The 14534-nt window shown below is 62.0% G+C and carries 13 protein-coding genes; 7 read left to right on the forward strand and 6 right to left on the reverse strand.

What is annotated here, in order from left to right:
- Positions 1 to 106: 106 nt before the first annotated feature.
- Positions 107 to 1105, reverse strand: a complete 999-nt coding sequence (locus MHJ63_RS00685) for a class I SAM-dependent methyltransferase (RefSeq protein WP_239445847.1) — start codon at positions 1103 to 1105, stop codon at positions 107 to 109.
- A gap of 150 nt (positions 1106 to 1255) precedes the next feature.
- Positions 1256 to 2335 carry an NAD(P)H-dependent flavin oxidoreductase gene (locus tag MHJ63_RS00690; RefSeq protein WP_239445848.1) on the reverse strand — a complete coding sequence of 360 codons (1080 nt, stop codon included), beginning with the start codon at positions 2333 to 2335 and terminating at the stop codon, positions 1256 to 1258.
- Between the two features lie 193 nt (positions 2336 to 2528).
- Here MHJ63_RS00690 and MHJ63_RS00695 point away from each other — a divergent pair, with 193 nt between their 5' ends.
- The 4 genes from MHJ63_RS00695 to MHJ63_RS09995 all read left to right on the forward strand — a co-directional run bounded on the left by MHJ63_RS00695 (position 2529) and on the right by MHJ63_RS09995 (position 9862).
- Positions 2529 to 3446, forward strand: a complete 918-nt coding sequence (locus MHJ63_RS00695) for a GIY-YIG nuclease family protein (protein ID WP_239445849.1) — start codon at positions 2529 to 2531, stop codon at positions 3444 to 3446.
- 28 nt (positions 3447 to 3474) lie between these two features.
- Positions 3475 to 6627 carry a DEAD/DEAH box helicase gene (locus MHJ63_RS00700; protein ID WP_239445850.1) on the forward strand — a complete coding sequence of 1051 codons (3153 nt, stop codon included), beginning with the start codon at positions 3475 to 3477 and terminating at the stop codon, positions 6625 to 6627.
- A gap of 83 nt (positions 6628 to 6710) precedes the next feature.
- Positions 6711 to 8495: a class I adenylate-forming enzyme family protein gene (locus tag MHJ63_RS00705; RefSeq protein ID WP_239445851.1), complete on the forward strand. Its 1785-nt coding sequence runs from the start codon at positions 6711 to 6713 to the stop codon at positions 8493 to 8495.
- Entirely contained in the window at positions 8492 to 9862 is a 1371-nt protein-coding gene (locus MHJ63_RS09995; RefSeq protein WP_239445853.1) for a beta-ketoacyl-[acyl-carrier-protein] synthase family protein, read from the forward strand. Before MHJ63_RS00705 ends, MHJ63_RS09995 begins: the two co-directional genes overlap by 4 nt.
- 49 nt (positions 9863 to 9911) lie before the next feature.
- Here the strand turns inward: MHJ63_RS09995 and MHJ63_RS00715 are convergent, their stop codons facing one another.
- From MHJ63_RS00715 to MHJ63_RS00730, 4 genes are all read right to left on the reverse strand, one after another.
- Entirely contained in the window at positions 9912 to 10271 is a 360-nt protein-coding gene (locus tag MHJ63_RS00715; RefSeq protein ID WP_239445854.1) for a hypothetical protein, read from the reverse strand.
- Between the two features lie 51 nt (positions 10272 to 10322).
- Complete coding sequence (locus tag MHJ63_RS00720) at positions 10323 to 11234, reverse strand: DUF2268 domain-containing putative Zn-dependent protease (RefSeq protein WP_239445855.1); 912 nt, start codon at positions 11232 to 11234, stop codon at positions 10323 to 10325.
- A gap of 22 nt (positions 11235 to 11256) precedes the next feature.
- Positions 11257 to 12051, reverse strand: a complete 795-nt coding sequence (locus tag MHJ63_RS00725; protein ID WP_239445856.1) for a MerR family transcriptional regulator — start codon at positions 12049 to 12051, stop codon at positions 11257 to 11259.
- A gap of 161 nt (positions 12052 to 12212) precedes the next feature.
- Complete coding sequence (locus tag MHJ63_RS00730; protein ID WP_239445857.1) at positions 12213 to 12497, reverse strand: hypothetical protein; 285 nt, start codon at positions 12495 to 12497, stop codon at positions 12213 to 12215.
- Positions 12498 to 12512: 15 nt separating this feature from the next.
- Between MHJ63_RS00730 and MHJ63_RS00735 the strand changes: the two genes are divergently transcribed.
- The 3 genes from MHJ63_RS00735 to MHJ63_RS00745 all read left to right on the forward strand — a co-directional run bounded on the left by MHJ63_RS00735 (position 12513) and on the right by MHJ63_RS00745 (position 14447).
- Positions 12513 to 12767, forward strand: a complete 255-nt coding sequence (locus MHJ63_RS00735) for a hypothetical protein (RefSeq protein ID WP_239445858.1) — start codon at positions 12513 to 12515, stop codon at positions 12765 to 12767.
- Between the two features lie 86 nt (positions 12768 to 12853).
- Complete coding sequence (locus MHJ63_RS00740; RefSeq protein WP_239445859.1) at positions 12854 to 13612, forward strand: DUF6318 family protein; 759 nt, start codon at positions 12854 to 12856, stop codon at positions 13610 to 13612.
- Between the two features lie 22 nt (positions 13613 to 13634).
- Positions 13635 to 14447 (forward strand): IclR family transcriptional regulator, encoded by an 813-nt coding sequence (locus tag MHJ63_RS00745; protein ID WP_239445860.1) that lies wholly within the window; start codon positions 13635 to 13637, stop codon positions 14445 to 14447.
- The last annotated feature ends 87 nt before the right edge of the window (positions 14448 to 14534 follow it).

A 14534-nucleotide genomic window follows, 5' to 3' on the forward strand; every position in this document is an offset into this window, starting at 1 on the left:
CCGGTAGAGGCGGGTGCAACGAGAACCGGATGGAACGGGTGCGGCTTGGGCCGCACCCGTTCCACGTTTAAGTGCTGTGTCTAGTAGCTGTGTTTAAGCGCCGTGTTTAGGCGCTGTAGAGCGGCGGGACGGCGCGGTCTGTGCGTTCCAGGATGAACCAGTAGTTGCCGCTTTCGGCCGTCCGCTGTTGTTGCGCATCGAGCGGTTGGAATTCGTCTTCGTCGACAACGCTGTGCACTGTCCAAAGGCCTTCGGCGGTGAAGAGGCTGTGCCAGCCCGTGATCGACGAGGAGAGCTGGAACAGGAGTTCATCGACAATGAGTTCCTTGCCACTCCACACGCGTACCCGTTCCGTTTCGAGGTCGTAACCGTCGTGAGGTTCCCGCTTCGCCAGCTCCCAACGCACCGTGATGTCCTGGTATTCGGGATTCTCGGTTGGGTCGCCGAAGCCTTCCCATTCGCCGTATTCACCGGGCTGTGGGCGTTCGGTCAGGTCAGCGCCGAAGGAGTCGAGGTGGATCAGGTATTTGCCGCCGGTGGTGACGCTCATCGCGGCGCGACGCAGGTGGGCGGCAACCAGTTCGGGGGTGGGGAGGCAACGCACGGTGTTGAGTGCGGAGAAAGCCCCCGGGTATGTGGGTAGGAGTGCGACTTCGGTGAGGTCGCCGAGGATCAGCCGTGGGGTGTGTTTGGTTTTCCGTTCGGCCGCCGCTTCGCTGAGGTGGGTGAGGGCGTCGCTCGAGGAGTCGATGCCGTCCACTTGGTAGCCGCGTTCCAGCAACGGAAGTAGCACGCGGCCGGACCCGCACCCGAACTCTATGAGCCGGTCGGCATTGGTGGTGGAGGTGATGAAGTCGAGTTCTTCGCTCGCGTCCCAGCCGAAGATGTTGTCGTAGAGAACCGGGTTATCGAATAACCGAGCGCCGGGTGCCTCATAGTTTTCGGTATCGCTTGGCGGTTCAGATGAGTGGGCCACCATCTTGGCGACCTTCTCGTGCGGGCATGGTGACTGCGCGGGTGACTGGGTGTGTGTCTGGTCGGTGCCGGCGTCGTGGTCCAAAGCGACCTTGGGCGTCCACGTGCCCTGCGGGGTTTCAATGATCAAGGAATCTCCTCGGGTGATGTGCTGAATCCTTGCACTAGAGAATAACCGCAACGAGCCGCGAACGACTAGGCCAGACCAGGCCGGGGCTGGCCAGGTCGGGCGCTTCGTCCAGGCGGTGTTTGGCTGGCTACCGCGTGAGTAGCCCTGGGATCATGGTTCGCGGCCGATGGCGTGGGTGACTTCCGCTGCCGGGCGCGGCTGAATCAGGTGTGCGTTGGCGCCGGCCCAGTGTGGCGCCATTCCTGCGGAGCCGCTCTTAGCGGCCGCGGCAGACAGCGCTTTGTTCGCCGAGTAGGCGACGGGGAAGACCGGCGGGGTTGGCGCATCGGGCGCTTCAGCGAACTCCATAAACGCGGTAGGCAACCCGCGGGCTGGCCGCCCCGAGAACACGCGAGTCAAGCGAGTTTCAGCGCCGCCGCTTGCGTGCTGAGCGGCGTGCGCGGCTTGAACTAGAGCCTCACGGTAGGAATCTTTGGCCCCGGATTCGGGGCTCGTGATGAGTGCGGTGCCGACCTGAACGGCGGAAGCCCCTAGGCTGAACATGTGCTCGGCGCGTTCGCGGGTCATGATGCCGCCCGCTGCGACCACAGGCAGCTGTGTTGCTGAGGCGATCTGCTGAACGAGGCGCCCGGTAGGGGTCTGTTCATCGGGGCCGTTTTCGTCGAAGATTCCTCGGTGCCCGCCGGCCTCGATCCCTTGGGCGATGACCACATCCAAGCCCGCTTCCTCGATTACGCGCGCCTCAGCCTGGCTAGTGGCGGAAGCCATCAACAGGGTGCCGGCTTCGTGCAGTGCGTTGATGGTTGCGACGTCGGGGACACCGAAGTGGAAACTGACCACGGCGGGTTTTTCGTCCACGAGTAGTTGGAGCAGCGCGGTATCGCCGAGGAACGATTCATAGGACGGGCTGAGCTCTGCTGGCGGTTGGGTGCCGAGCGAGCGAAAGAGAGGGGCCAAGTAGTCGAGCCATGCGGACTCGACGGCGGGGTCCCGGTGAGGTTCGGCGTGACAGAAGAAGTTCAGGTTGAATGGCCGGGTGGTGAGGGCTTTAAGTTCGCGGATGGCCTCGCGAACCTGGTCAACGTTCTTACCCGCCAAACCAAGTGATCCGAGCCCGCCTGCGTTGCTGACCGCCGCGACGAGTTGCGGGGTGGAGGTGCCGGCCATCGGCGCACCAATGAACGGCAGTTCGATTCCGGTGAGGTCAGTGAAAGCGCTTGGGTTCCGCAACGTGGGCTCCTCGGCGTATCGCGTGGTGTTGGATGTTTGCTGGGTGTTGGCTATTCCAACTGTGCCATGCGGCGGGGCCCGGGTGGGAAACTTCGCGACGCTGTCAGGTACTGCGGAGGCCGGGGGCGGTGACGTAGGTTAGGTGAGGTCACCGCGGGCTGGCCGCGGTGTGTGTTTCAGGAGCCTGAACGATATGGCCACACCGACGTCGATTGAGTTGTTCCTCGCCGATGGGACCCCGGGCGGCCTGATTGCCGCGGAAATTTCCGGGTGGACCGGCAAGATCATCGCCGCGCCGCGGCAGTCGCTGAGCGCGATGCTGGCCCGTGAAGAGGCGCAGTCAAACGGCGTCTACATACTCTTGGGCGAAGACGCCGAATCCATTAACAACACGTGGTGCTACATCGGCAGGTCGGAGAATTTCGCGGAGCGGTTGCGTAACCATCACGCGAATAAACCCAAGTGGCAGCGGGCCATCATCATCCTGAGCCTGCACCATTCCTTCAACGAAGGGCACTGGGGATACATGGAAGCCAAGCTGCTGCAGATGGCGCGGAAGGCCGGCCGGTGCAGCTTGGATGAGAACAAGAACAACCCGCGCTCTCGGAAGCTGTCCGAATCGCAAGAGGCTTCCGTCAACGATTTCATTCGCAAAGTGAAGTTGATTTTGCCGATGCTGGGCGTGAACATCTTGCGGTCCGCTGTCGGGGAGGAAAGCGCGACGCCTTCCGTTCAGCGTGGGGTCAAGGATGAATCGCCGCTGTTTACGCTGGTGCACCCGAGCCGTGGTGTGGATGCGCAGATGCGGCCGGTGGATGGCGAACTGTTCGTGCTGGAAGGTTCGCGCCTGATCAAGCAGTGGGACACCAGCGCGGCGCGCTCGGAGCACACCCGCCGCAGCTATGAGGCGTTGGCACAGCAGCATCGCAAGCTGATTGCTGACGGTTCGCTACGGGTGGAGGACGATGCGTGTGTTGCTACCCGCGACATCGTGTTCAACTCGCCGTCCACGGCGGCGGCGATATGCCTCGGCCGTAGTAGTAACGGCCGGACGGCCTGGAAAACCAGTGACGGAATGACGTACGCGCAGTGGGAAGCCGCCGCGCAGTAGCGGTGGCGTGAGGAATGAGGCAACACCGATGAGTGATGAGTTTGTGGACCCTCTTTTGGTAGGTCTGCGTGAAGACCTGGTCACTAGTGACCTGCGGCGCGCACTGGATGCGACGGCGCTTGAAACTCAGATTGCTAAGGTTGACAAGGCCGATTTCCCGCACGTCGCAGCCCGTTTTGTTGCAGAACGCCTCAAGCAGGAACTCCAGCTAATCAGCGGCGCAGAAGAACGCATCGAATTCGTGAACCGACTTCTGGCAACCATGAATTCCGTGAACCACGGAGACCACATCGAAGGGCCGGAACCTCAGCAACTATTGAGTACCGCTAAGCCCCCGCACGCGGCACCGCAGTCACCGTCAATTCCGATCTCCGAGGTCGCCTTACTGACGAATGCGCAAGGCGACCCCCGCCTTGGCCCGGAGCTCAAAACCGAAATGCTCAGCGCTGACGCCGTCGACGTGGTGATGTCCTTTGTTCGCTGGTCCGGCATCCGGCTGATCGCTCAGGAACTCCAAGAGCTCAACCGGCGCGGAGTCCCGGTCCGCCTCCTCACTACTACTTATATGGGTGCAACCGAGAAACGCGCGCTGGACTATCTGGTGAATGAGTGCGGCGCCGAAGTCCGCATCAGTTACGACACCCAAACCACCCGGCTGCACGCCAAAGCATGGGTCTTCCGCCGCAACACCGGCTTTCACACCGGCTACATCGGCAGCTCCAACCTCAGTAAAGCGGCGATGGTGGACGGGCTCGAATGGAACGTGCGGGTCTCCAACATCCAGACCCCAGCGTTGGTTGAAAAGTTCGAGGCCACGTTCGAAAGCTACTGGCAGTCGCCGATCTTCGAACCCTACATCCCTGAAAAGGATGGGGAACGACTCCAGCAAGCACTCAACAACGGCGCCGCGGACAAGGTTCCGGACTCGCTGTTGGCCACGAACCTGGATGTTCGCCCGTACCCGCACCAGGCGATCATCCTGGACGATCTCCAACACGAACGCGAAGTCCTCAACCGTCACCGCAACCTTGTGGTTGCGGCCACCGGTATCGGTAAGACCGTGATCGCCGCGCTGGACTATCGCCGCCTATGCGAAAACACCAAGGGCCCGCGTCCGCGGTTGCTGTTCGTGGCGCATCGTCGTGAAATCCTGGAGCAATCCCTGCGAACCTTCCGAGACGTGCTGGGTGACGGCTCTTTCGGCGAGCTGTTGCGCGGGAACTACCGGCCTACCAAGTGGGACCATGTGTTCGCGTCCATCCAGACGCTGTCTCAGGAAACGGTCTACACCAAGCTGGACCGTGATCACTTCGATGTGGTGATCATCGACGAATTCCACCACAGCGCAGGCGCTACGTACGAACGCGTCATCAAGCATTTCGATGGGTGCAAAGAGTTCCTGGGGCTGACCGCAACCCCTGAGCGGATGGACGGCCAGAACATCGCGGCCGAATACTTTGACGGCCGGATCGCGAGCGGACTCCGGCTCTGGACGGCTTTGGACAACGACCTTCTGGTTCCTTTCCACTACTTCGGCATCGCCGATGGTGTGGACTTGTCCGGTGCCCAGTTCAGCGCCGGCGGCTACAGGGTTGCAGACCTGGACCGTCTCTATACCGGCAACGATCAGCGCGCTAAGAAAATCATCCAAGCCACCCGCGAGATCGTGACCGACACCGGCAACATGAAAGCCCTCGGCTTCTGCGTCTCCGTTGACCACGCCACCTACATGGCCGAGGTTTTCAACCAGGCCGGCATCGCATCCGGCGTTGTCACGGGCAAGACCTCACGCGAGGACCGCGACCAAGCGATCAAACGGCTAGCCACAGGCGAACTCAACTGCCTCATGGCGGTCGATGTTTTCAACGAGGGCTTCGACCTGCCAGCCATCGACACGGTCCTGATGATGCGGCCCACCCAGTCCGCGACCATCTTCATCCAGCAGCTGGGGCGCGGCCTGCGCCGAGCGAAGAACAAGAGCGTCTTGACGGTTCTGGATTTCGTAGGGCACCAGCACAAAAACTTCCGTTTCGACATCAAACTACACGCACTCACCGGCCAAGACCGGAAACAGTTGCAGCGGTCGGCGGAACACAACTTCCCGGTGCTGCCGGCGGGATGCCAGATTGTGCTCGATGAGGTCACGCAGAAGGAGGTTGTCGCTAACCTTCGGAGCCAGGTGACGATGAGCACCAAGGACTTCCTGGTGGATGTGCGACAGATGAGCACGGCGGCTGAGGTGAAGGCTGGCCTGCACCTCAAGGACTATTTGGAGCGGTCTGATCGTGACCTGCCGTCGGTATATAAACCGGGCGCGACCCGAACATACCTCGGCGATAAAGGCCCGAACGCTTGGGTTCAATATGAAGCGTGGGCGAATGATCGGAGCTCGTTCCGTCCGAGCGAAGCCGAAAGCAAGCTGCTGCAGCGAGCCAACAAGTTTGTGCACGTGGATGACCCAGCCCGTTTTGAGGGATATCTGCGAGTATTGAACAGCGGCAAGGTCACGCCTGAGTTGCTGCAGGATCCGCTGGCGTTGATGCTGTATTACTCGTTCTGGCCGTCTGGTCATGAGAAGGGACTGGCCGCTGGGATGGCGGAGCTTCTGAACGCTCGGTTTGTGAGGGAAGAGCTGGCGCAGATCATGCAGTTCCGGGAAGTGGTTTCGAGGGTCGTCCCGCGGCCACTATCCGGCGGTCTTGAGACCCAACCCATCCGAAGCCACGCGACATATACGCGTGAGGAGCTGCTCGCGGGCCTGGGTGTGGGGTCGCTGAACTCGGAGAAGCCCGGCAGTATCCGCGAAGGCGTGAAGTGGATTCCGGAACTGCAGACGGATGTGTTGCTGGTGACGTTGAAGAAGTCGGAGGCCGACTATTCGCCGACCACGATGTATCACGACTACGCGTTGACGGACACGCTGTTCCATTGGGAATCGCAAAGCCTCACTCGGGAAGCGTCGCCTACCGGGCAGCGCTACATCAACCACGAATCGGAAGGCTCTAATGTGGTGCTGTTTGTCCGCAAGGCGAAGAACGGTGAGATCGGAACGGAGCCGTACACGTGCCTCGGTAACGCCCGCTATGTGAAGCATTCAGGGGAGAAGCCGATGCAGATCATTTGGGAGCTTGAACGCCCGATGCCTGCGAGCTTATTCGAAATCGCACGCGCAGCAAAATAGCTGCGTGGTTAAGAGTGGCCCGGACTGATAGGTGTGGCAACCAACCTGCCGCGGAAGGCACTTGCAACGGTTAGGCTAGCGACGTGCCCATCACCCGCTCCATCCACGCGACCGCCGCCAAGCATCCCGAACGGCCCGCCATCACCACCAGCAACCGTTCCCTCACCTACCGCGAACTCGTGCGCGAAAGCCGCCACACCATCGCCGCCGCCAGCTGGCTGCACCGCAAAGTGCGGTTGGAAACACAGCCGACGACGAGGCGGGCTGCGTCGGTAGGTGCGGCTGCGGTGGCGGGGCGGACTGGTTCGGCGGGGAAAGCTGAGCTAGCGGCGCGGCCGGTGACCGCGGTATGCACCGCATCGGCGTTTGCGGCAGCACGGATCATGGCGGCGCTCGCCGGCACCGACCACATCTTCGCCGCGATTGACCCACGCTGGCCGGCCGAACACCAACGCAACATCGTCCTCGCGGCGGGCATCGGCGTAGTGATCGTCGATGACACGCAAGCCGCCACAACCCTCCGTAGCTCCCTCGGTACAGACTGGGGCGGGGTCATCTGCACGATGCCGGAGTTCCGCAACCTCGAACACACGGCTGCTACTGACAGCGGCGAAGCAGGGGACAGCACTACGGGAGACGGTGCGGCCGGTGTTGCTGATGTTGCGGAGCGCCGCCCCGACACTTCTCGTCCCGATTCTGAGCCGTTCCTGATGCTGTTCTCCTCCGGGACCACCGCCGCGCCGAAAGCGTTCCTCAAGACCCGCGGGCAATACCGGGCGAACCTCGCCGTCTCCAAGCGGCACCTCGGGCTGGGGCCTGGCGTGGTCACGTTCGCTCCGGGACCATTCGCGTACTCGCTCACCCTCTACGCCGCGGTCGAAACACTCGCAACCGGCGGCACCATCCACCTCGCAAGCAACACTGACACTCTCACGTTGGCCGGCCTGGGGGAGCGAGTCGCGCGCGAAAACATCACCCGCATCGTGACCGTTCCCGCGATGCTGCGCGGCATCATCACCCAAGCCACCCGCACGCCTGAACAGTTTGCAGACCTGGACCTCATCGTCGTGGGCGGCGCCGACCTCCCCGAAAACCTCCGCAACGAGCTCGCCGCCGTGCTCCCTCACACCGAACTCATCAGCTACTACGGGGCCGCGGAAATCGGGTTCATCGGCCAAGGAATCCCCGACCACCCCGGCTGGCACGAGGTCTACGACGGGGTGGAGGTCCAGATCCGCAGCGAGGACGGGGAGCCCATGCCCGATGGTGAACTGGGCACAATCTGGGTGCGGGCCGCATCGTGCTCGGACGGGTATGTGGTCGGCGGCGGCCCTATGGATGGCGGCGGTGCTGGCAGTGACAATGCTGACGGTTCTGCCAGCCGCCTGCTGGATGAGCACGGATGGGCGAGCGTCGGCGACCAAGGCCGCGTCCGCATCGTGGACGGTCGGCAGCAGGTCCAGGTTGTCGGCCGGGCCGGAGACACCATCAACACTGGCGGCCACAAAGTCGCACTCCCGGAAGTGACTCGCGCCTACGCCGGCCTCACCGTGGATGGACAGGCGTTCGAGGCTGTTGCGGTGGGGCTGCCGGATGCGACGCTTGGGACGGTGCTCGCGCTCGCCGTCGAAGACTCCGGACTGGGGACCGGGGGCGGTGGCGCCCGCGTCAACCCCCGCCTGACCAAGGCCGCGCTGCGTGAGTGGGGTCGCGCGCGGTTGGCGCCGCAATTCGTTCCAGCACAGTATTACGTGGTGTCGCGGATACCGCGAACCGTGGGCGGCAAGGTCAAGACCGCTGAACTCGCCGAACTGCTCCGCTCCGGCGCGACAGCCCGAACAAGCAGCGAAGGAGTGCAACGCTTGTGACGCACGAACGAGTCACCATCACCGGCCTCGGCGCCATCACCCCGAGCGGGCTGACCGTCTCCGAAATGTGGGACGCCGTCGCCAACGGCCGTAGCGGCATCCGCGTCCTGGAAGGCGACGAATTCGAAACCCAGCACGCCCGCGAACTTGGGGTGCGCATCGGCGGTCAGGTCCGCGGTTTCAATCCCGAAGACTACGTACCGCGCCCGCTCGCTCGCCGTCTCGACGACATGCACGTGTGGGCCATTGCCGCCGCCGACCAAGCCCTCGCCCAAGCCAGTGGTGGCCCCGCCGCAACAACTGCCGCTGTAGCCGAAGCAACAGGCGTCGCACCCGGTGCAGCGTTGCCGTGGGATCCGGCGCGGGTCATGGTCGTGGTGGGTACGGGGTCGGGGCCGTTGCGCTCGCATCATCAGGCGGCGCTCGCGTTCGAACACAAGGGCCAGCGCGGCGTCCCGTTGAGCCTCACGATGCACGGCGCATCCGACGCTCCCGCCGCGCTCATCAGTCAGCGGTACGGGGTCACGGGGCCGGCCCGCGCGGTGTCGGCGACGTGCGCGTCCGGTGCCGTTGCGCTGGGGGAGGCGATGCGCGCGCTACGCCACGGATACGCCGATGCAGCGATCGTGGTCGGTGTTGAGGACTGCGTAAACCCGATCAACGTGTCCTCCAACGCGAACGTTCGGGCGCTCGCCGCAGGCTACGAGGCCCGCCCGGCGCAAGCATCGCGGCCCTTCGATCGCAGCCGGACCGGGTTCGTGGTCTCCGCCGGAGCCGCAGCGATGGTTCTGGAACGGGAAGCCGTTGCGCGCAACCGCGGTGCGAATGTACTCGCGGAACTCGCGGGCTACGGTGCGTCCTCGGACGCCCATCACGCCACGGCCCCTCTGCCCGATGGTCGCGGCGCCGCGTCCGCGATGCGCGCGGCCCTCGCTGACGCTGGCCTCACGCCGGAACAGTTTGCCACGGGCGCTCCCGATGGCGGCCCGCTCGGCCACGTGAACGCGCATGGAACCGGGACAGTTGCAGGCGACGCAGCTGAAGCAGCCGCCCTCACAGCCGTGTTCGGCGGCGGTGTCGAAACGAGCCCGGCAAGCAACACCGCTCCCCAGGTCCCGATCACCGCGACCAAGTCTTCGACCGGTCACCTGCTGGGTGCCGCGGGTGTCCTCGAAGCGGTGATCAGTGTGTGTTCGCTGCGGGAGGGGATCATCCCGCCAACCATCAACCTCGACGATCCCGCGTTCCCGGAGCTCAGCATCGTGCGCAAACCGTGCCCGGTGGCGGCGGAGAACAACACGATGGTGCTATCCAACTCCTTCGGGTTCGGCGGGCATAACGCCTCGATCCTCATTACGACGAGGTAGCCGCGTTGGCGGGGGGACGCCCTGCCAACGTGGCCCGCTCGGCAGTGGTTTAGTGCTGGCGAGCGCGCCTCATCAGAAGCAGACCGCCTATCAACACCGCGGCCGCAAAACCGGTGAGCCCCGCGACCTCCGCGCTGGTCGGAGCCAAGCCGCGCTCACGGGCTTCCGGTTGCTCCGGAGTAGGTGAAGGCTCCTGCGACGGCTCCTCAAGTGGCGTCGGTTCGTCGCTTGGCTCCGGTTCGCGGGTGTCTATGACGGTGAACTGGGCGGAGGTGCGCATCCGCATCTTCGTGTTCTCAGCACGGCCCACAGCCTTGTTGACCACAACATCGCCGTCCTGAGCCTCGCGCAGCTCAGCTTTGACGGTGATGGTCTGCTTCTCGCCGTAAGCCAGCGGCGCCTCGGTCACTACGCGGACGAGTCGGGGTGCTGAGCGGCGAGCCGGGGAAGGTGGTGAGCGTCAGGCGCTGGTGTTGAGCCCCAGTCGAGGCAGAGCGACGTTCAGAATCTCCTCGGCAGGAGTTCTAAGGCATTCCGTTGCAGTACGGCCGGTCGCATCGAGGTACTCCTGTACGATGCGCGTTCCAGCGGCGTAACCGGCGCCGGTCGGCAGGCCGACGGGCGATGACCCAAAGAGTCGGGCACTCGCGTCGCCAAGCACCCAGCCCGCAAAGTGCTGCATGCCCGTGGTGTTGAGACCTTTGGAGACGCGGCGAAGTACGTCATCGCTTTCTCGTGTCTGTTCAGAAACAAAGTGGGTGTAGCCTCGCAGGCCGCAGTAGCGGACAGCGAAAAGGTCGGCCAGACCTTCAGCCACGACGTGCTCTCCAACAGTCACGGTCATCGGATTCCATACAATCCCGCCGGGTGAATAGCGGAGGTTGTGATGTAACTCGTGTAACGCAATAGCTTCAAGCCGGTTGAGGATCACATCGGTGGGCCAGATGGTGATTGCGATGTAGCCGCTGATACCGCCGAAGGCTGAAAGCCCTTGCAATTCCTCCATAAAGTGCCGGTTGGTCGGGTCTCCCAACAGCAACAACACAGTGATGTCCGGTATCTCAAGGCCGGGGATTGCGGTAGCTAAATCTGTTGCACCCTGAATCAGTGCTTGCTTGATGCGGTCCCATGCATCGGCCTTTTCCAAGCTATCTAGCGCATCGAGCATCCGCTGTTTTGGGGCCGCTGGGTCGAAGCCGAAGTTCTGAGCGTGAACTGCTACGAGGTCAGGCTCGCTAGGACCGAAAGAGTACATGCCTGCCACAGGTTGCCACAACCGGCGGAGAGCATCGTTTCGTTGCTCCCGTGAACAATCCAGTAGAGCGCGCATTTCGACGCCGCTTTCGACCACCGTGATGTGTGTGCTATTCATGTTGAACCTTATGACCTGGGGCTTATGCCCACTCAGGGTTGTTGATATTCACTCCGCTGGTTACTGCGACAGCTTCAATTGCATCGGCAAGCCACCGGGCAAGGCCGGGTTGCCTGGCGTCGTAGTGGTTGGTGAAACTCTTGACGGTGATGTAGCTACGTGAGATCAAATAATGCTTGGCCGGCGTGACAGGGAAAAACTCACCAAGTGCTTCGCGGTGCTTCTGGACTAGCATTGCTGCCTCATCGCTGGAGGCGGAAACGTTATTGCGCACGGCTTCGGCGCACTGTTCTTCAACGCTGTTGAACCTATCGTTACACGCGGCCCAATCAGCATGACTCCACTCGGCGGTTCGTTGTTGACTTATGCTCCAATCGTCAGTGTCGCCATAAGCGTCTTCAGCTTGTGAACGATATTCAACGAAGCGGGCTTCGCCTAGAATTTCTCCGATTTCGCTCAACGTTGGTTTCTTCGTGGCTGTTTCCTTGGCTATCAGCTTGTCGATCACGCTGAGCATTTCTTGAGTCTGCTGGATTTGAGACGTGAGAATTTCTCGTTGCCTCCGCAGATGTGCGATGTGTTCTGTGCCCGCCGCAAGTACGTCCTTGATGGTTGCAAGCTTCATGCCGGTGGCCCGATAGATCATGATCTGCTGGATTGTATCCAGGTCAGCGCGCGTATAGAGCCTGTAGTTTGAGCAGGTGCGCTCGGAAGGGCGGACAAGACCGAGGTCTTCCCAATGATGCAACGTACGCACCGTTATTTTGAACTGCCGGGCAACCTCCCCGACGGAGTAATGATCTTCATGGCTGTTCATGAACGTAATTCTGATGCCTGACGTTACGTGAGGGTCAAGTCGGTCTTAGCGGTGGGCCAGGCGCGTGCTCGCTAGGAAGTTGCGTTGATGGGCGGGCTGGTAGGTCATGATGTCACCTTACAGAAGTGAGCTGTACCCGGCGAGGGGCCTACGACGCAGCCTCAGTCGGCCTGTTGCGGCGCGCTCCGACGGCAATCATGATGAGCCCAGCCGCGATCCACGCTGACTGAGCCCAGGGTCCGCTGACCGGCAGAGGTGAGCTGGATAGCGAGCAGAACAGCCGAAGCCATGCCACCAAAGATGAGCGGCAGCAACGCTGAGTTCAGCCCCACGCCTTGAGGGTCCTCGGCGGTCACGGGTGCGACGTCGTTGACGGTGACTTCCTGCCCTTCGGCTTCCAGCTGGGTTGCCATCCCTTTGAGGGCGGCCGCATAGGGTGCACGCAAGTGAGCGCCTTCTTGATGTCACTGGGTGAAAACAATCAGGAATTTGTTGAATCGGAGAGGGTTGCGGAGGTTCGCGCGGACCGGCTGGCTCGCCTCGAACCTATCCTTAGGCGGGCGCGTGAAGCCGGGTTGATAGGGGACATTGACGCGATGCGATTCCTGGTTGGGATCGCTGCGGCAACCCGACCACTACCAGACTTCGTGGAGGGGCACATCCCAGATGTGCATGAGTGGCTCATCGACGTCTACTTGCGTGGGCTCCGGCCGTAAGGGTCTAGCGTTTATTCGTGCGGCTGTGGTGAAATAAAGCCAACATGGGCTTGCATCCATCGTTTTTTGAGTTTGAAAGGCTCCGTATGCGTCGCACCACAGCTGCTCTCTCCGCCCTGCTCATAAGCGTTGGCTTGGCCAGCTGCTCCCAGAACCAGGGCCAGAACGATGGGCAACAACAGGGGCAGAATCTGAGCGAACGGCTGATGCCGCAGCAGTCGCAAGACCAACAGCAGTCGCAACAGCCGGGGCAACAATCGGCACCGAGCCAGCAGTCGCCTGCGCCGAGCCCTTCCGTGCAACAGAATCAGCCAGGTGCTGGCGGCCTGAAACCTGACCTTTCGGAGCCGACCCCGCCGTCGGGCCCTTATGAAAAGGCTACGGTTCAGCATCCCGCGCGGAATGTGCCTATCCCGCAATTGGACCCGAATATTAGAAACGATAAAGCCGGGGTCAAGGAGGTCGTGAGGTACTTCATGGCTTCTCAGGAGTACATCAGGCAGACCGGTAACGCGAGGCCGCTAACTCAAGTGGCGCCGACGAGCTGCGCGGGATGCTGGGTGTATGCCAGCAGTGCGAACTATCTGACCTATTCGAAGGGCAGCTGGTATGTCGGTAAGGGCATCGAATATAAGGAAAGGACGTTACAGGTAAAGCCGCACCCCGACCGGCCGGGCCAGGTTGTCGCGACGTTCGATTTCTTTGAGAACGAGGTCACCCTCGTTGAGAACGGCAAACCGCAAGTGGTGGCGAGCCCGAACACGTTCCGCTCCACCATGGTCCTGGAATACGACTTTTCTCTGGACAAATGGATTATTCGCGAGCTGGAGAACAGGCCGCGGTGACGTAAACCAGGAGTCAATCGGCATGACAGCCCCTGAATCCGCGCCAAAGTCGGTGACCGGGCGGATCTTGAGCATTCTGACGCTCTTCGAATCCGGGCAACGCTCCATTTCACTCACCGACATCGCTACCCGCACCGGCTTGCCGCTGTCCACCGTGCACCGCTTGGTTGGAGAGCTCGTCGAATGGCGGTTCTTGGCCAAGAATGAGACCGGCCGCTATCAGCTTGGCATCCGGTTGTGGGCGCTCGCCCAAAACACTGGCCGTCAGCTTCGCGATGCGGCGAAACCTCTGTTGCAGGACTTGTTCTCCTTGACTGGGGAAACCACCCACCTCGCCATTCGCGAGGGCAATGAGGCTCTCTATATTGAGAGGCTTTACTCGACCAAACGGCTGGCTCGCGCAGCAAAAGTGGGCGGCTCTCTGCCGCTACACGCCACCGCCGTGGGTAAATGCATTCTGGCTTTCGAAGAGGACTGGGTCCGGGACGCGTACCTGCAGTTACCTTTGAAGGCTTTCACCCCCTTTACTGAAGTGAATCCGCACCGTCTAGCTGCCCAGCTGGCCAAGTTCCATAAGCAGGGCTATGCGACGGCGCACGAGGAAGTCACGATCGGCTCGAGTTCCATTGCCGTTCCCATTTTTCATACGGGCAGGCTCGGTGGGGCGTTGGGCCTAGTTGTCTACTCATCTCAGGCTCCGGACATGACAAAGTACCTTCCGGCGATGCAAGCGATCTCCCGCAAGATCGAGAAAGCGACCGAGTTCATCCCGCTCGAATCCCTCCATGACGCTCATAAGGAACCGTTGCCCGAGTCAGGAAACATGCAGGGCTGACTAACCGGTTCAGCTTCCGGAAAGCCCCCGCAAGAATGTCACTTCCACTGAGTGGAAGTTTCTCCTCGCCGGTGGAGTGTGAGGCGG

The organism is Pseudoglutamicibacter albus, from assembly GCF_022346425.1.
Lineage (GTDB): Bacteria > Actinomycetota > Actinomycetes > Actinomycetales > Micrococcaceae > Pseudoglutamicibacter > Pseudoglutamicibacter albus.

Coding starts and splice junctions, on each gene's coding strand:
- MHJ63_RS00695 (WP_239445849.1), top strand. CDS start 2,529: ATGGCCACACCGACGTCGATTGAGTTGTTCCTCGCCGATGGGACCCCG.
- MHJ63_RS00700 (WP_239445850.1), top strand. CDS start 3,475: ATGAGTGATGAGTTTGTGGACCCTCTTTTGGTAGGTCTGCGTGAAGAC.
- MHJ63_RS00720 (WP_239445855.1), bottom strand. CDS start 11,234: ATGAATAGCACACACATCACGGTGGTCGAAAGCGGCGTCGAAATGCGC.
- MHJ63_RS00725 (WP_239445856.1), bottom strand. CDS start 12,051: ATGAACAGCCATGAAGATCATTACTCCGTCGGGGAGGTTGCCCGGCAG.
- MHJ63_RS00735 (WP_239445858.1), top strand. CDS start 12,513: ATGTCACTGGGTGAAAACAATCAGGAATTTGTTGAATCGGAGAGGGTT.
- MHJ63_RS00740 (WP_239445859.1), top strand. CDS start 12,854: ATGCGTCGCACCACAGCTGCTCTCTCCGCCCTGCTCATAAGCGTTGGC.
- MHJ63_RS00745 (WP_239445860.1), top strand. CDS start 13,635: ATGACAGCCCCTGAATCCGCGCCAAAGTCGGTGACCGGGCGGATCTTG.